The organism is Bacillus haimaensis (genome assembly GCF_048270625.1).
Classification (GTDB): domain Bacteria; phylum Bacillota; class Bacilli; order Bacillales; family Bacillaceae_I; genus Sutcliffiella_A; species Sutcliffiella_A haimaensis.
Map to the genome: position 1 here is coordinate 3,677,271 of NZ_CP158164.1, position 17,530 is coordinate 3,694,800.

Genomic DNA, 17,530 nt, shown 5'->3' on the forward strand with positions numbered 1-17,530 from the left:
GGTATTTAGAATCAGTGAATTTGGGAAATAATCAGAAAAAAATCCGATTTCTTTGGATTTTGAAACACTGCTGGGAAAAATTACAAAGAAAAGCTTCGTCCATGGACCATTTGAATATAAGGTTTAGAAGAATAATATTGTTTTAGAAACGGAGGTATATCTTAGAGGCGGAATATAATTTTACAGCCAGCACTATTTCCTGTTTAAGCCAGAAATATATTAAAAAAAGCCCCTCACAAGTTTTATCAACTTATGGGGAGCTTCTATAATTTTTATGTTAGCAAAATGTTAGCATTTCACTCTCACCTTACTCAAAAACCCACTCATATCAAGGGTTTTGGGGCGTTATTACATCATTCCGCCCATTCCACCCATGCCGCCCATATCTGGCATTCCGCCGCCGCCCTCTTCAGGGATGTCAGCTACTACTGCTTCAGTAGTCAGGAACATTGCAGATACGCTTGCAGCGTTTTGAAGTGCGTAACGAGTTACTTTTGTAGGATCTACGATACCAGCGTCAAGCATGTTTACCCATTCGCCAGTTGCAGCGTTGAATCCAACACCAATTTTTTCTTTTTTCAGGCGATCTACGATTACAGATCCTTCTAAGCCAGCGTTGTGCGCGATTTGACGTACAGGCTCTTCGATTGCACGCAATACGATGTTCACGCCAGTAGCTTCGTCGCCTTCCGCTTTGATTTCTGATACTTTGTTGTAGACGTTTACAAGCGCAGTACCACCACCGGCTACGATTCCTTCTTCGACTGCAGCACGAGTGGAGTTCAGAGCATCTTCAATGCGAAGCTTGCGCTCTTTCAATTCTGTTTCTGTTGCCGCTCCAACTTTGATTACAGCTACGCCACCAGCGATTTTCGCTAAGCGCTCCTGTAATTTTTCACGGTCGAATTCAGAAGTTGTATCTTCCAATTGCGCACGGATTTGGCCAACGCGAGCTTGGATCTCTTCTGTGTTGCCGTGTCCGTTGACAACTGTAGTGTTTTCTTTTGTAACCACGATTTTGTCTGCGCGTCCCAATTGGCTGATGTTCGCAGTTTTAAGGTCTAAACCTAGTTCTTCAGTGATCACTTCACCGCCAGTGATAGCAGCGATATCTTGAAGCATTGCTTTACGACGGTCACCGAATCCAGGAGCTTTTACAGCTACTGCATTGAATGTTCCACGTAATTTGTTCACTACTAATGTAGCCAACGCTTCACCTTCTACGTCTTCAGCAATCAACAACAATGGCTTGCCTTGTTGTACCACTTGCTCAAGAACTGGAAGGATTTCCTGGATGTTTGTGATTTTCTTGTCTGTGATCAATACGTACGGATTGTCTAATACAGCTTCCATTTTGTCGGAGTCTGTAACCATGTATGGAGAAGCATATCCACGGTCGAATTGCATACCTTCTACTACTTCAAGCTCAGTAGTGAAGCCTTTTGATTCTTCCAATGTAATGACGCCGTCGTTTCCAACGCGCTCCATTGCTTCTGCAATCAGTTGGCCAACCTCTTCGTCAGCTGCAGAAATAGCTGCAACCTGTGCGATAGATGCTTTGCCTTCGATTGGTTTTGAAATGTTTTTCAATTCTTCAACTGCAACTGCAACCGCTTTTTCGATCCCTTTGCGGATACCCATTGGGTTTGCTCCAGCAGTAACGTTCTTCAATCCTTCGCGGATCATCGCTTGAGCTAGAACTGTTGCAGTAGTTGTACCGTCACCGGCAACATCGTTTGTTTTGCTTGCTACTTCAGCAACAAGTTTCGCACCCATGTTTTCGAAAGAATCTTCTAATTCGATTTCTTTTGCAATGGTAACACCGTCGTTAGTGATTAGTGGAGAACCGAATTTCTTCTCAAGTACCACGTTGCGTCCTTTTGGTCCTAATGTTACTTTCACTGCATCAGCTAATTTGTCTACACCGCGTAACATGGAGCGGCGAGCTTCTTCACTGAACTTAATCTCTTTTGCCATAATTGATAGACCTCCTCAGGAAAGTTAAGTTTTATATTTTTAATTGATTACTTGCTTACTACTGCAAGTACGTCTGTTTCTTTAAGGATTAAATATTCTTTGCCTTCGAATTTCACTTCTGTACCGGCATATTTGGAGAAGATGATGCTGTCGCCTTCAGAAACTTCAAGCGCTACACGCTCGCCGCTTTCAAGTACACGACCTGTACCAACCGCTACTACTTTTCCTTCTTGAGGCTTTTCTTTAGCAGAGTCAGGTAATACGATACCACTTGCAGTTTTTTCTTCGGACTGAACAAGCTCAATTACTAGACGATCACCTATTGGCTTTAACATGAAAACAACCTCCTTGATTTCATATGTAATATTTTTATTTATTAGCACTCTATAGTCTTGAGTGCTAACACAATTATTATAATAATGAATCTCTTCCTGTTTTGCAAGTATCTTTGCTTAAAATTTTTCACCCATTTTAGTACTTTTCCATTATCTCCCCTCAGTCTTCATATAAACCGAAATATCGACATATTTTTCGATAAACAGAACGTCATTTCTGAACACCCTGTTGATCTCCGTTCCAGGTGCTCGCTTTCCGGGAGCCTCCTCGGTGCTGCGCACCTGCGGGGTCTCCCTTGACACGCTGCTCCCGCAGGAGTCTCACACCTACCTTGCACTCCGATCAACAGGGGAATCTTTTAGTCAATATCAACTTGATTAGCTTATATGTAAAGATGGTCCTTTATGGGAACCTTATCATTATAAGGGTAACGTTAGAATATGATACAATACGGAAAGCGAATAATTGACTTTAGAGGAGTTTACTATGACGAAAAAGTATTGGTATGTCATTTTGACCTATGTGTTGATGCAGCTGTCCGGATTTATCGGCTTTCCGATCTTGATGGCTCTTGGTGTGGAACGTGGAGATATTGTGGGGTATTGGACCTTTGTCAGTTTTACGATCGGTCTGTTGATTGTCTGCTTCATTCTGCGGGATGAATGGAAGGAAGGAGACTTTAGGGGAGAGACTGCCTCTGTTCCAAAAACTGTTCTATGGACGGTGCTAGGCTTTCCGATGGCTCTTTTCGGGCAGGGGATCGCTGCCCAAATTCAGTTGAAGCTTTTCGGTATTGAGCCTGGTTCAGAAAATACGCAGGAGATTATGGCCTTTGTCACAGCAACCCCGATCATGATATTTGCGATTACAATTGCTGGACCTATATTGGAAGAGATCATCTTCCGTAAGATAATCTTCGGTTCCCTTTACAAGCGTTTCAATTTTGCAGTCGGACTTATTATCAGCTCCCTTCTTTTTGCTGTTGTCCATAATGATTTCAAGCATCTGCTGATTTACTTTGTGATGGGTGGGATCTTCGCCTTCCTATATGTCAAAACAAACCGGATCATTGTTCCGATCATCGCCCATATCGCCATGAATAGCTTTGTTGTCATTGTGCAGTATGTGTTCAGGGATGATATTGAAGAGATGATCAAGCAGATGGAAGAGATGCAGAACGCGTTAACGAATTTTATCTCCTTCTTCTGAAAATCTAGAGAATCAATGGTAAGGCCATCTACAACTGGAGGACTAGCATAATGAGAATAAAACCGATCAATATGGTCTTTTTCTATGCCATCATGGGATGTCTATTTACGTATCTGGCAGTCGCGTCATTCAAGGAAAGCGTCTTTGAATGGCACACCATGCTGCTGATGCTGATCGCCACCTTCGACTTCGGTGTTAGCATCCGGGCATATCTGCTTCATAAAAGAATCAAAAGCATGCAAAAAAAATAGGCTTCTTACCTTTACGGTAGGTTGCCTATTTTTTATTGAGTTCCTCATTCAGTTTAGCTTCTGCAAGCTTGACCTTTTTGTAGCCGAAGCGTGAAATGATGATGCTGATCTCATAAAGGATAAGAAGCGGCACTGTCACCATTAAATGAGAGATGATCTCCGGCGGCGTAATCAATGCCCCTATTACTAGCAATACAAAGTACGCGTATCTTCTTACTTTTACAAGGATAGCTGGAGTTATAATCCCCAGTCTTGTTAAGAACATCACAATAACCGGCATCTGAAACAGGATGCCAAATGGCAAGGTAAGCTGGAACAGGAATTGAAAATATTCGTTGATCCCGATCACTTGGTTGATATCCAGGCGGTCTGCCAGATTGCTCATGAACTTCACAACAAACGGAAACAGTATGAAGTAGGAAAATGTCAGTCCACTCAGGAACAAGAAGAGGGATATCGGGATATAGCTTAACGTCACTTTCCGCTCCCGCTCATACAAACCGGGGCTGATGAAAGCCCAAATCTGATAGAGCGTAACGGGGAACGTGATGATGAATGCAATCAAAAACGAAAACTGCATGAAGATCTTGATTGGATCTGTAATGCGAAAGGCGTTCATCGTCAGCGCTTCCGCTTCATTTGTGTGCTGTAAATAGACAATGATCGGTTCCGCGAGGAAAAAACCGCCGATCGCTGAGACGAAAAAGAAGGACGCAATGATGATCACTCTTTTTCGGAGCTCGCCTATATGGTCATACACCGACATTTCTCTATCTAGCATATATGTTCATCCTTACATTACTTCGTTTCTTCTTTTTTCTCTGGTTTCGTGTCGTCGTCATCCGCTAATCCTTTAGTTGCGTTTTTGAATTCACGCAATGTATTACCAGCTGCCTTACCCAATTGAGGTAATTTGCTTGGACCGAAGATTAATAGTGCTACGAAAACGATTAACAAGAGGCTACCCATTCCGATTGGACCCATTCTTGCCACCTCCTTGAAGAGGATATTCAAAAAGTCCGGTAAAAATAGCTTCGAATTTCTTCGTCAGCTTGCCTCTCCGCTCCGCAACATTACAAATCATACGCTGCGGTGCTCGAGACTTCGCTTCCTCGAACTTCTTTGCTCTTTTTATCCTCCTTTTTGAACCCCAACTTGAAATATACTCATTCTACTACTTTTTCATTCTGTTGGATAGTGCTTGAGAAAATATACCAATGACTGTAGTTCCACAGCTAAATCAATATGATGGATACGGATGGTTTCCGGCACATTAATACGTGCTGGCGTAAAGTTCAGGATGCCCTTTACTCCTTTTTCCACCAATCTGTCTGCTATCGGCTGCGCGACTGGCGCCGGTACGGTAAGGATTGCCACCGTCACATCATCCGGCAGATGCTCCTCGATGTCATCAAGATGATACACCGGTACACCGCCGATCTCCGTGCCGATTTTCGACTCGTCGATATCAAAGGCCATCACGATCTTCGTGTTATTGTTTTTCATAAAATTGTAATGCAGGAAAGCTGTCCCCAAGTTTCCTACACCTATTAGAGTAACATAAGTCAATTCATCCTGGTCGAGCGTTTTCCGGAAAAAAGTTAACAAATATTGAACATTATAGCCATATCCTTTTTTCCCAAGTGCCCCAAAGTAGCTGAAATCTCTACGGATCGTGGCGGAATCCACTTTCACTGCTTCACTCAGCTCCGCGGACGAAACCCGCTGCTTTCCCGATGTATTCAAGTTCTTAAGGAAACGGTAATACAAAGGCAATCTCTTGGCAGTCGCCTGCGGTATTTTCATCGGTTCGTTATTCATCTTACTCCCCCATTGTCCAACCAGTTTGCGGTTCGTTTCTATATGTAACGGATGTCGGCTCCGTTTTTCGAATTTTAAATCGCTTTCATTTTACCCTATTCCGTGCAATTTTGTAAGAGGTTGCCGTTTCCAATTCTTGATGTGGCGCTTGAAGAAGTATACACTTACATTAGAATTGCATGAGGTGAAAATGATGATTATTCTACAGATAAATCAATTAACGAAATATTTTGGTGCTGACCTTATTCTATCGAATATAAAACTAGAAGTACAATCGAAAGACAGAATTGCACTCGTTGGACGTAATGGGGCAGGGAAGTCTACCTTATTAAAGATCATTTCCAATCAGCTGTCCTATGATTCCGGCGATATCATCAAGCCCAAGGATGTAACAATCGGATATCTCGCACAGGATACCGGGCTTGTGACAGAGCGTTCCATCTGGGATGAAATGTTGACAGTGTTTTCCGGTCTAAAAGAAATGGAAAATCAGATGCGCACGCTGGAAGCGAAAATGGGAGATCCCGCTTATTTTGAGGATGGCCCGCTTTACGCTCGCATTCTGAAGGAGTATGACGAAATTCAAGAAGCCTTCAAGCAAAAGGGCGGTTTTCAATATGAAGCGGATATCCGCTCCGTGCTTCACGGCCTTCGCTTTTCAGAGTTTGATTATCAGACCCCAATCGAGACACTGAGCGGTGGACAGAGAACCCGTCTTGCACTTGCCAAGCTTTTGCTGACCAAGCCTGATCTCCTGATTCTGGATGAGCCGACGAACCATCTCGACATCGATACCCTTTCCTGGCTGGAAGGATATCTCCAGGGCTATCCGGGTGCATTACTTATTGTTTCCCATGACCGCTACTTCCTAGACAAGGTGGTCACAACCGTCTATGAAATCTCCCGGAAGCAGTCTGCAAAGTTCCTTGGCAACTATAGTGCGTACCTTGCACAGAAGGCCGAGCAATACGAACGTGATATGAAAATGTTCGAAAAGCAGCAGGACGAAATTGCGAAGCTCCAGGACTTTGTTCAGCGCAATCTGGCCAGGGCATCCACGACCAAGCGCGCACAGAGCCGCAGAAAGCAGCTCGATAAAATGCAGGTGATGGATCGTCCCCAGGGCGATGAAAAATCTGCCTCCATCATGTTTGATATTGATAGACAAAGTGGGAATGATGTATTGAAAGCTAATAACCTGGCCGTTTCCTATGACAGGACCCCCATTTTCCGGCATGTGGACCTTTCCCTGTCACGCGGCGATAGTGTGGCTCTTGTCGGCCCGAACGGAATCGGGAAGTCCACCCTATTAAAAACACTCGTAAAACAGCTCGAGCCACTTGAAGGCGGCTTTTCTTTCGGCGCCAACGTCTCTGTGAGCTACTATGATCAGCAGCAGGCAGACCTCACTTCCAATAAGACGGTATTGGCCGAGCTTTGGGATGAATACCCGAATAAGATGGAAAAGGAAATCCGTACAATCCTTGGAAACTTCCTTTTCTCCGGGGATGATGTACTGAAGCCGGTTTCTACCTTAAGCGGAGGGGAAAAGGCACGATTGGCCCTCTCCAAAATGATGCTGCAGCGCTCCAATGTTCTGATCCTGGACGAGCCTACGAACCATCTGGATCTGGACAGCAAGGAGATTCTGGAGAATGCCTTGATTGACTATCCAGGTACAATCCTATTCGTTTCCCATGACCGCTACTTCATCAACCGTCTGGCAACCAAGGTCTATGAATTGAGCAGAATTGGGGCGACCGAATATCTCGGAGATTATGACTATTATATAGAGAAAAAAGAAGAGGCCATGGAGCTGGAAAGGCTGGAAAGCGATACATTTTCCTCATCCCCTGTCAGAGCTGCTCAAGCTGAAAAGGAAAAGCCGAGCTATGAACAGGAAAAAGAAGCGAAGCGCCTTGAACGCCAAAAGAAGCGTCGCCTGGAAGAAATAGAAAAAGAAATAGAAGAGATCGAAAACAGGCTGGAAGAAAACGAAAGCCAGCTCTGTCTCCCGGAAGTCTATCAGGATCATGAAAAAGTACTGGAGCTCAACACGCAGAATGAGGAGTTGCAGGAGAGATTAATGGTGTTGATGGAAGAGTGGGAAGAGTTGGTGTGATGAATAAGCTACTTTCTTTTTATAAGAGAGTAGCTTTTTTTAATGGGATTGTGGATAAAAATGTACTTTTAGCCGTTTTTGTCGATACCTGACCACAAAAATAAGAACTTTGTCGATAAAACTCACTTTTCCACACACATATTCACATATCATCCCTTATTTAATAAGTTATCAAGAGGTTTATGCACACTATCCACATTTTCATCACAAGTTATCCACATTTTTTATTCACATTTACATGGTTGACTTTATAGGGAAGTGATACTTTTATCCACAACTTGTCCACAGGGTTGTGCATAACGTATGCGCTTTCTATTTTGGACAAAGCTCTTTTCATAAAGTTTATTGCTTACGATTGTAAAAAATCGGCTTTTGGATTTTTTACTGAAATAAACTTCGTATTATTTAAAAATTAAATTATCTCATACACCGAAAAGAGCACGATGATATGTAAATTTACGTGTTCACGTTGTATTCGTCAAAAACAACAACCTATGCGAAAACCACCTTGTACAAATAAAAAACCTTTCAACTGACGAATCAGTTGAAAGGTTTTTCGATATCGAGCCCGGGATTTCCGTTCAAGTTCATCCCGGAACGTTTTCCTTTTCGGTACAGGACACTTCCTGCAGTAGCAATCATCGCTGCATTATCTGTACATAGTGATAGTGGAGGAATCACCAATTCCTTCCCCACATTATCCACAGCCGTCCGGAGGGCACTACGCAATCCCTTGTTGGCGGCTACCCCACCTGCCAGCAGAACCTGATCCACCTTATAGTATTCCATGGCTTTCAGCGTTTTACCGACCAATACTTCGATGACACTCTCTTGAAAGCTTGCCGCCAAATCTGCAGGGCTGATCTCCTCCCCTTTTTGCTTGGCATTGTGGAGCGTGTTGATAACCGCCGACTTCAATCCTGAGAAGCTGAAATCATATGAATCCTCCTCCAGCCATGCTCTTGGAAGTTTAATGGAAGGTTGTCCCTCCATAGCCAAACGGTCGATATGAGGACCGCCCGGATAAGGAAGCTGCAAGGTTCTAGCCACCTTATCATAGGCCTCCCCTACTGCATCGTCACGCGTTTCTCCGATAACCTCGAAGGAACCATGCTCCTTCATATAGATAAGCTCTGTATGTCCACCGGAAACCACCAGGGCCAGCAATGGAAATTTCAACTCTGCTACCAGCTGATTGGCATAGATATGACCGGCAATATGATGAACACCGATCAAGGGTTTCTGATGTGCGAATGCCATCGCTTTTGCTGCATTCACTCCGATTAAAAGAGCACCAACAAGGCCTGGCCCTTCCGTAACGGCGATAGCATCTATGTTATCCATCGTAAGGCCGCTCTGCTTCATCGTTTCCTCAAGCACGATGGTGATTTGTTCCACATGATGCCTTGAGGCGATTTCAGGAACCACCCCTCCAAAACGCTGATGGCTTTCAATCTGGGAGGAAACCACATTTGCCACAATTTCCGTCCCGTTCTTGATGACAGCTGCAGCCGTTTCATCACAGCTCGTTTCAATCCCTAATATATATTCGTCTTTTTGTTCCTCATTTTTCATAAACTCACCCACATCACTAATGCGTCTTCATTGTTATCCACATAATATTTTTTTCGGATTCCGCCGTTTTGGAAACCATGCTTCCTATACAGGTTCTGTGCCACTATATTGGAGACCCTCACTTCAAGCGATAACGAGATAGCCCCGATCATTCGGCAGTATGCAATAGCATTTCCCATCATTATATCTCCAAGCTTCCTTCCACGACACGAAGGATGGATCGCAATATTGGTTATCTGCGCCTCCCCCATGACCACCCATATTCCACAATAGCCAATCACTCGGTTCTCTTCCTTCATCACAAAATAATGGGCATAAGGATTATTGGTAAGCTCATAATAAAAGGCGTCTTTTGTCCAGGGAGTGGCAAACGAAAGCATTTCCACTTCATGGACCCCCTCAATATCATGGACCGTCATTTTTGCAATATCAATCATTGATTCCATCTTGTTCACCTATTTTTCTTTGCTTTCTAGCCATTTTGCTTCAGCTTCTGCTAAGCGGGTGTAGTTCGGGACAAAGCTATGGACATCCTCCGCTTCCCTTTGCAGCCCGATCAGAGCCAACTCACTCGGACGAGGGTTGTTTTCACTAGTCTCGGCAAAATGAGCGATTTCCCCAAGATACTCTATGATGGTTTCCTTATGCAGGTGCACATCATTCCCGATGAATAATACGTCCTCATTTTTTTCTTTCAGCATGCCCAGCCAATCCGTCAGTGCGATATTCACATCTTCCACTTCCGTCTGTACAGACATGTTATCCCATGTGTATATACCGGTATACACCTGTCCGCGTCTGGCATCCATGATAGGAGATATAACCCCTTTGAAATAACGTCCATTAGCTGCCAACAGCTCCAGACTCGACACGCCTACAAGCGGCACATTCAACGACCACGCCAAAGTCTTAGCCAGCGTAACGCCGATACGTACGCCGGTAAAGGAGCCCGGTCCTCTTCCTACCACAATTCGATCAAGCGTGTCCGGCTTTATCTCGCAATCTTTCATCAACTGATCAACAGCTGGCATAGCACGCACCGAATGGTTTTTATTCAAGTTTGTTACAAGTTCGCCGATCACTCTGTCTTCCTCTACAATCGCCACACCAAGCACATAGCTTGATGTATCAATGGCCAATACTCTAGTCATTCCATTAGCTCCTTACAGATATCTTCATAGCGTGCTCCCCTTGGAGTCAACACAATCTTTCTTTCATCGTCGCCAAGATGGTAGATATAAATCTCCAATCGTTCCTCCGGCAAATACTCCTCAATCAAATGGGCCCATTCCACAACCGTCACACCGCTGCCCATAAAATAATCATCAAACCCGAGATCTTCTTCACTGTCCGCTAAGCGGTACACATCCATATGGTAAAGAGGCAACCGACCCTCATATTCTTTTATGATGGTAAACGTAGGACTGTTCACATTTCGGGTGATATCCAATCCCTTTGCCAGTCCCTTGGTGAACGTGGTCTTGCCTGCCCCGAGGTCACCCTCCAATAAAAGGACCTCGCCTCCATTCAGAAGCTTTCCAAGCGCATGTGAGGTTGTCATTGTTTCCTCTGACGAATGTGTCTTCAACTCGACCTGCATCATATATCCATGCTCCTACTCTTTTAAAAAGTGATTATATCCTTCTTTTTTCAATAATACTTTACTATCTTCATCTCTCATAAAAACCTGTCCGTTTCCAAAAGCCATCACTTCGCCAATTCTTGTGATCCTGATATCCTCATCCTGGCAGCGCTTTTGTAAAAGAGACCAATCTTCGGCACAAATCGTACCTACCAGCTCAAAATCCTCTCCACCGGTAAGCGCCCACTTCAGCGCCTTCTCTTCCTTATATTGAACCATTGATGTACTTAATGGTAGTGTATCCTTGTTTATCACAATATCTACATGGCTGGCCTCGGCTATTTCGATCAGCTCGCTTGCAATGCCATCACTTACATCGTTCAATGCTACCCGATCAAATTCTGTAAGAATCCTGCCTAATTCCACTTGAGGTGCGGGATTCTGATGCTTTCTTATCAACTCGGACCAACCGGAATGATCTTGTAAAAGAACATCTAATCCAGCAGCAGAATCTCCCAATGTCCCAGATACAAACACAACATCACCCGGTTTGGCATTGGACCGGAGGAGACGCTTCCCCTTCTCTACCTTCCCGATGACAAAGACACTCAGTACAAGGGCTTTCCCAGAAGTCGTATCGCCTCCTATAAGGTCCATCCGATACTGGTCCCCCAAATCTTTCATCCCATTATAGATGGCCAAAAGCTCTTCCTCCGGCCAATCTTTTGGAATGGAGATGGAAACCAGATAATAAAGCGGAATCCCTCCCATGGCAGCAATATCACTAATATTCGCTGCAAGCGCCTTATAGCCGATATCATACGACTTCATGGTATGCGGGCTAAAATGGACCTCTTCCACCATGGTGTCCACGCATACCACGCTTTCAAAGCCCTCACCCACCGCAACGATTGCCGCATCATCCCCGATGCCCACAATCTTATCCTGATGGAATAAAGACGCTGGCCTGATACTCCTAATGAACCCAAACTCATCCGAAACCGCCAAAAGCCGACACCCCTCTGCTTTTTTATGCTATCCACTATTATAACGAAAGAAGAAAGAGAAAGAAAATAAATCCTCCCCCCACATCAAAAGGTTTAACCCATCCAAAAAAAGGATATGGACTAGGGATGCATTTATTTTGAAGGAGGAATTCAATAATGGCACATACTGATCAAGATACTCAAAGCAAAGTCGAAAGAACAGTAGAAAACATGGATGATAGCAAGAAAGAAAGAATCCTGGCCGATTTTGATGCCTTTAAAAGCTATTTAAACGACAAAGTATCAGCAGGAAAAAGAGTCGGACTCGGTGAAGAACAACTAGCCATCGCAGCCGAGAAAGTAGCCGACTACCTCGCCAAACACGAAGAGCCAAGGAACAGCGAGGAAAAACTCCTCCAGGAACTCTGGAAAGTCGGAGACAAGGAAGAACGCCACAAACTTGCACACATGCTTGTTAAGTTAGTAGATTAATAGAAAAGCGGAGCCGGCTCGATCTGGCCCGACAAGCTTAAGCCAATTTCCCGGTGGAGGTTGGTTTTTACCTCCGCTGGTAAATTGGCTTAAGACCTCGAGGGCCTAGCCGGCGGAGCTAGACAATGAAAAGCGGAGGGCACCCCCGCTGGGACGTGCAAACTCTCCTAACATAATTACAGTTGAGACAATAGCCCTACCCTAACCGGTAGGGCTATTGGCGTGGGAAGTTTCCTTACAACAAAAATTTTCTGAAAATAAAGGATTTTCAGGTATTTTGTAGAATACTTATCCTCAGGCACAAATAAGTATCAATTGTGGACAAAATTATGTTTAGGAGGGAAATTAATGCGTTTTAAGGGTTTATTGGTTTTTTTCATCATTGTTTTAGCTTTAGTGGGTTGTGGCAACGGAGAGAGTGCAGGTACAGTTAGTGGGGAAGAAGGATTATCTTCTACATTTAAGGAAAACGATCAAAACTTCGAAGTAATACATGCTTACCAATTATTCAATCCATATTATGAAGAATCAAAGAGCCTTCCAAAAGAAGAAGTTTTGGCTTTATATAAATCGAGTATCATTGACCAGGTCAACGATAAATGTTTTAAAGACGGCGAAAATATTCAAATGGCGGAAACAATCTTGAACGAGGAGCCCAAGAATAGAATTGCCGTTCAGGACGTAATCAAAAAAATCGATTATGCAAGTACAAATAAAGCGGTAAAAGAAGCACTAATTCAATCTTCAAAACTATTACCATCTGGAAAAGATACAACTGTTTGTATTTTCCCTACCAATGACTCTTCTACTTTATCGTTTTCGGCCGGTTCAGGGAAGATCATCCTATTATACAACCGCAACTATTCACCTGATATCATCAAATCTGCTGTAGCACATGAATACTATAATAGTGTCGCTTATGAGAAGCAATTTGCTGATTCAACGACTGTCCTGGACCAACTAGTCAATAAAGGAAAGGCGGTCATGTTCGAAAAAACTGTTTTCCCTAATTTCTCTTTAACACCGGTTGATGAAGCCTTCAAAAAGGAACAGTGGGCAAAGATCGAAGGAGATCTTGGCAACTCTGATCCTGATAGAGGAAATGCCATCCTCAAAGGTGGCGCACAGGTACAGCAGCTTCCAAAAAGCTATGGAGCAAGCGAAGGCTATAAAATGGTTAAGGCCTATCTTGATGCAAATCCAGACATACCAATCGAAGAATGGGCAGCGAAGCCTGCAAGTGAGATCTTCGAAGAAACCGATTATCAAGCAAATTACAATTAAGCAAAAACCCTCGCCATCTTGTGATGGCGAGGGTTTTTTGTATGTGTTGTGTTATGAAATGGGTTCGCAAAACAGTTTGGCATCAACTATGTGTGGTTTGGCACGAACTATGGGGTTTTTGGCACGAACTCGCCGTGGTTTGGCATCAACTCTCCCTGGTTTGGCACGAACTCCAATAAAAGCATAAAAAATAGCCTGTGTTTCTAGGCTCATTTTAGTAAGATGCTGTATTTAACTTGTAAATTCAATTCACATTCACCATTCAGCAATTTTATTAGTATAAAAAAGACCAAAAAAAATAACGAAACCAAGTTTCGTTTTCTTTAAAAATGGCGGTCCCGACCGGGATCGAACCGGCGATCTCCTGCGTGACAGGCAGGCATGTTAACCGCTACACCACGGGACCTTATTGGTTGCGGGGACAGGATTTGAACCTGCGACCTTCGGGTTATGAGCCCGACGAGCTACCAGACTGCTCCACCCCGCGATAATAATATGTATAGTAATTATAAGCCTGGCAACGTCCTACTCTCACAGGGGGACAGCCCCCAACTACCATTGGCGCTGAAGAGCTTAACTTCCGTGTTCGGTATGGGAACGGGTGTGACCTCTTCGCTATCGCCACCAGACATATATTATTATACTATAACTTTGAAAGATATTCAAGCATTATTTGCTATATTCCTTCAAAACTAGATAACGTTTTTCTTACCAAGATTCACAAGTGTCGTTCATTGTTTTTGGGTTAAGTCCTCGATCGATTAGTATTCGTCAGCTCCACATGTCGCCATGCTTCCACCTCGAACCTATCTACCTGATCATCTTTCAGGGATCTTACTTACCGAAGTAAAAGGAAATCTCATCTTGAGGGGGGCTTCATGCTTAGATGCTTTCAGCACTTATCCCGTCCGCACGTAGCTACCCAGCTATGCCTTTGGCAAGACAACTGGTACACCAGCGGTGCGTCCATCCCGGTCCTCTCGTACTAAGGACAGCTCCTCTCAAATTTCCTGCGCCCACGACGGATAGGGACCGAACTGTCTCACGACGTTCTGAACCCAGCTCGCGTACCGCTTTAATGGGCGAACAGCCCAACCCTTGGGACCGACTACAGCCCCAGGATGCGATGAGCCGACATCGAGGTGCCAAACCTCCCCGTCGATGTGGACTCTTGGGGGAGATAAGCCTGTTATCCCCGGGGTAGCTTTTATCCGTTGAGCGATGGCCCTTCCATGCGGAACCACCGGATCACTAAGCCCGACTTTCGTCCCTGCTCGACTTGTAGGTCTCGCAGTCAAGCTCCCTTGTGCCTTTACACTCTGCGAATGATTTCCAACCATTCTGAGGGAACCTTTGGGCGCCTCCGTTACTCTTTAGGAGGCGACCGCCCCAGTCAAACTGCCCACCTGACACTGTCTCCCAGCCCGATAAGGGCTGCGGGTTAGAATTTCAATACAGCCAGGGTAGTATCCCACCGACGCCTCCACCGAAGCTAGCGCTCCGGCTTCTCAGGCTCCTACCTATCCTGTACAAGCTGTACCAAAATTCAATATCAGGCTACAGTAAAGCTCCACGGGGTCTTTCCGTCCTGTCGCGGGTAACCTGCATCTTCACAGGTACTATAATTTCACCGAGTCTCTGGTTGAGACAGTGCCCAGATCGTTACGCCTTTCGTGCGGGTCGGAACTTACCCGACAAGGAATTTCGCTACCTTAGGACCGTTATAGTTACGGCCGCCGTTTACTGGGGCTTCGGTTCAAAGCTTCGCTTGCGCTAACCTCTCCCCTTAACCTTCCAGCACCGGGCAGGCGTCAGCCCCTATACTTCGCCTTACGGCTTCGCAGAGACCTGTGTTTTTGCTAAACAGTCGCCTGGGCCTATTCACTGCGGCTCTCTCGGGCTTTAACACCCTAACAGAGCACCCCTTCTCCCGAAGTTACGGGGTCATTTTGCCGAGTTCCTTAACCAGAGTTCTCTCGCTCACCTTAGGATTCTCTCCTCGCCTACCTGTGTCGGTTTGCGGTACGGGCACCATACTCCTCGCTAGAGGCTTTTCTTGGCAGTGTGAAATCAGGAACTTCGGTACTATATTTCCCTCGCTGTCACAGCTCAGCCTTATAGGAGAAGCGGATTTGCCTACTTCTCAGCCTTGCTGCTTAGACGCACATATCCAACAGTGCGCTTACCCTATCCTTCTGCGTCCCCCCATTGCTCAAACGGAGTGGAGGTGGTACAGGAATATCAACCTGTTATCCATCGCCTACGCCTTTCGGCCTCGGCTTAGGTCCCGACTAACCCTGAGCGGACGAGCCTTCCTCAGGAAACCTTAGGCATTCGGTGGAAGGGATTCTCACCCTTCTTTCGCTACTCATACCGGCATTCTCACTTCTAAGCGCTCCACCAGTCCTTCCGGTCTAGCTTCAACGCCCTTAGAACGCTCTCCTACCACTGTTCGTAAGAACAGTCCGCAGCTTCGGTGATACGTTTAGCCCCGGTACATTTTCGGCGCAGAGTCACTCGACCAGTGAGCTATTACGCACTCTTTAAATGGTGGCTGCTTCTAAGCCAACATCCTGGTTGTCTAAGCAACTCCACATCCTTTTCCACTTAACGTATACTTTGGGACCTTAGCTGGCGGTCTGGGCTGTTTCCCTCTTGACTACGGATCTTATCACTCGCAGTCTGACTCCCATAGATAAGTCTTTGGCATTCGGAGTTTGACTGAATTCGGTAATCCGATGAGGACCCCTAGTCCAATCAGTGCTCTACCTCCAAGACTCTAACATATGAGGCTAGCCCTAAAGCTATTTCGGAGAGAACCAGCTATCTCCAGGTTCGATTGGCATTTCACCCCTACCCACACCTCATCCGCTCACTTTTCAACGTGAGTCGGTTCGGGCCTCCATTCAGTGTTACCTGAACTTCACCCTGGACATGGGTAGATCACCTGGTTTCGGGTCTACGACCACGTACTCATTCGCCCTATTCAGACTCGCTTTCGCTACGGCTCCGTCTCATCGACTTAACCTTGCACGGGATCGTAACTCGCCGGTTCATTCTACAAAAGGCACGCTATCACCCATTAACGGGCTCTAACTACTTGTAGGCACACGGTTTCAGGATCTATTTCACTCCCCTTCCGGGGTGCTTTTCACCTTTCCCTCACGGTACTGGTTCACTATCGGTCACTAGGGAGTATTTAGCCTTGGGAGATGGTCCTCCCTGCTTCCGACGGGATTTCTCGTGTCCCGCCGTACTCAGGATCCACTCAGGAGGGAACGAAGTTTCAACTACAGGGTTTTTACCTTCTATGACGGACCTTTCCAGATCGCTTCATTTACCCCGTTCCTTTGTAACTCCATGTTGAGTGTCCTACAACCCCAAGAGGCAAGCCTCTTGGTTTGGGCTAATTCCGTTTCGCTCGCCGCTACTCAGGAAATCGCGTTTGCTTTCTCTTCCTCCGGTACTAAGATGTTTCAGTTCCCCGGGTCTGCCTTCAGTACCCTATGTATTCAGGTAAAGATACTGCTCCATTACGAGCAGTGGGTTTCCCCATTCGGAAATCTCCGGATCAAAGCTTACTTACAGCTCCCCGAAGCATATCGGTGTTAGTCCCGTCCTTCATCGGCTCCTAGTGCCAAGGCATCCACCGTGCGCCCTTAATAACTTAACCGTTGACAAACTAATTGTCATGTTTTTTCGATATCAGCGATGATATCTTAAAAGAAAATTACTAAGATGAACGATACTTGTGAATGTATCTTGATATTACTTAACGTTATCTAGTTTTCAAGGAACATGGCTACTGATTTACATCACTTCATGCGATGATTCAGAGCGTTACTTCATGCTGCCATGCGCTGAGGAATCCAACTTCTTGAATTCACTTGCAGAC

At 45.2% G+C, this 17,530-nt stretch carries 15 protein-coding genes, 2 tRNA genes and 2 rRNA genes; 5 read left to right on the forward strand and 14 right to left on the reverse strand.

What is annotated here, in order from left to right; genetic code table 11:
• Nucleotides 1-348 precede the first annotated feature (348 nt).
• Together groL and groES are read right to left on the reverse strand one after the other, a co-directional pair.
• Nucleotides 349-1,977: a chaperonin GroEL gene (groL, locus tag ABN702_RS18630; protein WP_204419601.1), complete on the reverse strand. Its 1,629-nt coding sequence runs from the start codon at nucleotides 1,975-1,977 to the stop codon at nucleotides 349-351.
• Nucleotides 1,978-2,024: 47 nt separating this feature from the next.
• Nucleotides 2,025-2,312, reverse strand: coding sequence for a co-chaperone GroES (gene groES, locus ABN702_RS18635; RefSeq protein WP_417898229.1), 288 nt, complete (start codon nucleotides 2,310-2,312; stop codon nucleotides 2,025-2,027).
• 487 nt (nucleotides 2,313-2,799) lie between these two features.
• Between groES and ABN702_RS18640 the strand changes: the two genes are divergently transcribed.
• Together ABN702_RS18640 and ABN702_RS18645 are read left to right on the forward strand one after the other, a co-directional pair.
• On the forward strand, nucleotides 2,800-3,522 hold the full coding sequence (locus ABN702_RS18640) for a CPBP family intramembrane glutamic endopeptidase (RefSeq protein WP_417898230.1): 723 nt from the start codon (nucleotides 2,800-2,802) through the stop codon (nucleotides 3,520-3,522).
• Between the two features lie 50 nt (nucleotides 3,523-3,572).
• Nucleotides 3,573-3,773: a YdiK family protein gene (locus ABN702_RS18645; protein ID WP_417898231.1), complete on the forward strand. Its 201-nt coding sequence runs from the start codon at nucleotides 3,573-3,575 to the stop codon at nucleotides 3,771-3,773.
• Between the two features lie 25 nt (nucleotides 3,774-3,798).
• Here the strand turns inward: ABN702_RS18645 and tatC are convergent, their stop codons facing one another.
• The 3 genes from tatC to ABN702_RS18660 form a co-directional block, all read right to left on the reverse strand.
• Entirely contained in the window at nucleotides 3,799-4,554 is a 756-nt protein-coding gene (tatC, locus tag ABN702_RS18650) for a twin-arginine translocase subunit TatC (protein ID WP_417898232.1), read from the reverse strand.
• Nucleotides 4,555-4,571: 17 nt separating this feature from the next.
• Entirely contained in the window at nucleotides 4,572-4,757 is a 186-nt protein-coding gene (locus ABN702_RS18655) for a twin-arginine translocase TatA/TatE family subunit (protein ID WP_204419586.1), read from the reverse strand.
• A 198-nt stretch (nucleotides 4,758-4,955) separates the two neighbouring features.
• Nucleotides 4,956-5,594 (reverse strand): redox-sensing transcriptional repressor Rex, encoded by a 639-nt coding sequence (locus ABN702_RS18660; protein WP_417898233.1) that lies wholly within the window; start codon nucleotides 5,592-5,594, stop codon nucleotides 4,956-4,958.
• A gap of 193 nt (nucleotides 5,595-5,787) precedes the next feature.
• Here ABN702_RS18660 and ABN702_RS18665 point away from each other — a divergent pair, with 193 nt between their 5' ends.
• Entirely contained in the window at nucleotides 5,788-7,716 is a 1,929-nt protein-coding gene (locus ABN702_RS18665; RefSeq protein WP_417900970.1) for an ATP-binding cassette domain-containing protein, read from the forward strand.
• A gap of 540 nt (nucleotides 7,717-8,256) precedes the next feature.
• On the opposite strand, the gene tsaD is transcribed toward ABN702_RS18665, so the two are convergent.
• From tsaD to thiL, 5 genes are read right to left on the reverse strand one after another with little or no spacing between them, the layout of a single operon-like run.
• A complete protein-coding gene (gene tsaD / locus ABN702_RS18670) occupies nucleotides 8,257-9,291 on the reverse strand; it encodes a tRNA (adenosine(37)-N6)-threonylcarbamoyltransferase complex transferase subunit TsaD (RefSeq protein WP_417898234.1) in 1,035 nt (344 codons plus the stop codon).
• On the reverse strand, nucleotides 9,288-9,737 hold the full coding sequence (gene rimI / locus ABN702_RS18675; RefSeq protein ID WP_417898235.1) for a ribosomal protein S18-alanine N-acetyltransferase: 450 nt from the start codon (nucleotides 9,735-9,737) through the stop codon (nucleotides 9,288-9,290). The genes tsaD and rimI overlap by 4 nt, the downstream gene beginning before the upstream one ends.
• A 9-nt stretch (nucleotides 9,738-9,746) precedes the next feature.
• Complete coding sequence (tsaB, locus tag ABN702_RS18680; protein WP_417898236.1) at nucleotides 9,747-10,442, reverse strand: tRNA (adenosine(37)-N6)-threonylcarbamoyltransferase complex dimerization subunit type 1 TsaB; 696 nt, start codon at nucleotides 10,440-10,442, stop codon at nucleotides 9,747-9,749.
• Nucleotides 10,439-10,894 carry a tRNA (adenosine(37)-N6)-threonylcarbamoyltransferase complex ATPase subunit type 1 TsaE gene (gene tsaE, locus ABN702_RS18685; RefSeq protein ID WP_417898237.1) on the reverse strand — a complete coding sequence of 152 codons (456 nt, stop codon included), beginning with the start codon at nucleotides 10,892-10,894 and terminating at the stop codon, nucleotides 10,439-10,441. The genes tsaB and tsaE overlap by 4 nt, the downstream gene beginning before the upstream one ends.
• Before the next feature lie 12 nt (nucleotides 10,895-10,906).
• Nucleotides 10,907-11,881 (reverse strand): thiamine-phosphate kinase, encoded by a 975-nt coding sequence (gene thiL / locus ABN702_RS18690; RefSeq protein ID WP_417898238.1) that lies wholly within the window; start codon nucleotides 11,879-11,881, stop codon nucleotides 10,907-10,909.
• Between the two features lie 155 nt (nucleotides 11,882-12,036).
• Between thiL and ABN702_RS18695 the strand changes: the two genes are divergently transcribed.
• Complete coding sequence (locus tag ABN702_RS18695) at nucleotides 12,037-12,351, forward strand: DUF3243 domain-containing protein (RefSeq protein ID WP_417898239.1); 315 nt, start codon at nucleotides 12,037-12,039, stop codon at nucleotides 12,349-12,351.
• A gap of 348 nt (nucleotides 12,352-12,699) precedes the next feature.
• A complete protein-coding gene (locus tag ABN702_RS18700; protein ID WP_417898240.1) occupies nucleotides 12,700-13,635 on the forward strand; it encodes a DUF2268 domain-containing putative Zn-dependent protease in 936 nt (311 codons plus the stop codon).
• Nucleotides 13,636-13,965: 330 nt separating this feature from the next.
• Here ABN702_RS18700 and ABN702_RS18705 read toward each other — a convergent pair.
• From ABN702_RS18705 to ABN702_RS18720, 4 genes are all read right to left on the reverse strand, one after another.
• Nucleotides 13,966-14,041: transfer RNA gene (locus tag ABN702_RS18705), tRNA-Asp, on the reverse strand.
• A 4-nt stretch (nucleotides 14,042-14,045) separates the two neighbouring features.
• Nucleotides 14,046-14,122, reverse strand: a tRNA-Met gene (locus ABN702_RS18710).
• 25 nt (nucleotides 14,123-14,147) lie between these two features.
• A 5S ribosomal RNA gene (rrf, locus tag ABN702_RS18715) occupies nucleotides 14,148-14,264 on the reverse strand.
• A gap of 112 nt (nucleotides 14,265-14,376) precedes the next feature.
• Nucleotides 14,377-17,308: ribosomal RNA gene (locus ABN702_RS18720) — 23S ribosomal RNA — on the reverse strand.
• Nucleotides 17,309-17,530: the final 222 nt, after the last annotated feature.

What these genes read in the sequence shown, in the direction of transcription:
- tsaD (WP_417898234.1), bottom strand. Translation starts at nt 9,291, where the DNA reads ATGAAAAATGAGGAACAAAAAGACGAATATATATTAGGGATTGAAACG.
- ABN702_RS18640 (WP_417898230.1), top strand. Translation starts at nt 2,800, where the DNA reads ATGACGAAAAAGTATTGGTATGTCATTTTGACCTATGTGTTGATGCAG.
- groL (WP_204419601.1), bottom strand. Translation starts at nt 1,977, where the DNA reads ATGGCAAAAGAGATTAAGTTCAGTGAAGAAGCTCGCCGCTCCATGTTA.
- tsaE (WP_417898237.1), bottom strand. Translation starts at nt 10,894, where the DNA reads ATGATGCAGGTCGAGTTGAAGACACATTCGTCAGAGGAAACAATGACA.
- tatC (WP_417898232.1), bottom strand. Translation starts at nt 4,554, where the DNA reads ATGCTAGATAGAGAAATGTCGGTGTATGACCATATAGGCGAGCTCCGA.
- ABN702_RS18695 (WP_417898239.1), top strand. Translation starts at nt 12,037, where the DNA reads ATGGCACATACTGATCAAGATACTCAAAGCAAAGTCGAAAGAACAGTA.
- ABN702_RS18645 (WP_417898231.1), top strand. Translation starts at nt 3,573, where the DNA reads ATGAGAATAAAACCGATCAATATGGTCTTTTTCTATGCCATCATGGGA.
- tsaB (WP_417898236.1), bottom strand. Translation starts at nt 10,442, where the DNA reads ATGACTAGAGTATTGGCCATTGATACATCAAGCTATGTGCTTGGTGTG.
- rimI (WP_417898235.1), bottom strand. Translation starts at nt 9,737, where the DNA reads ATGGAATCAATGATTGATATTGCAAAAATGACGGTCCATGATATTGAG.
- groES (WP_417898229.1), bottom strand. Translation starts at nt 2,312, where the DNA reads ATGTTAAAGCCAATAGGTGATCGTCTAGTAATTGAGCTTGTTCAGTCC.
- ABN702_RS18655 (WP_204419586.1), bottom strand. Translation starts at nt 4,757, where the DNA reads ATGGGTCCAATCGGAATGGGTAGCCTCTTGTTAATCGTTTTCGTAGCA.
- ABN702_RS18700 (WP_417898240.1), top strand. Translation starts at nt 12,700, where the DNA reads ATGCGTTTTAAGGGTTTATTGGTTTTTTTCATCATTGTTTTAGCTTTA.
- ABN702_RS18660 (WP_417898233.1), bottom strand. Translation starts at nt 5,594, where the DNA reads ATGAATAACGAACCGATGAAAATACCGCAGGCGACTGCCAAGAGATTG.
- ABN702_RS18665 (WP_417900970.1), top strand. Translation starts at nt 5,788, where the DNA reads ATGATTATTCTACAGATAAATCAATTAACGAAATATTTTGGTGCTGAC.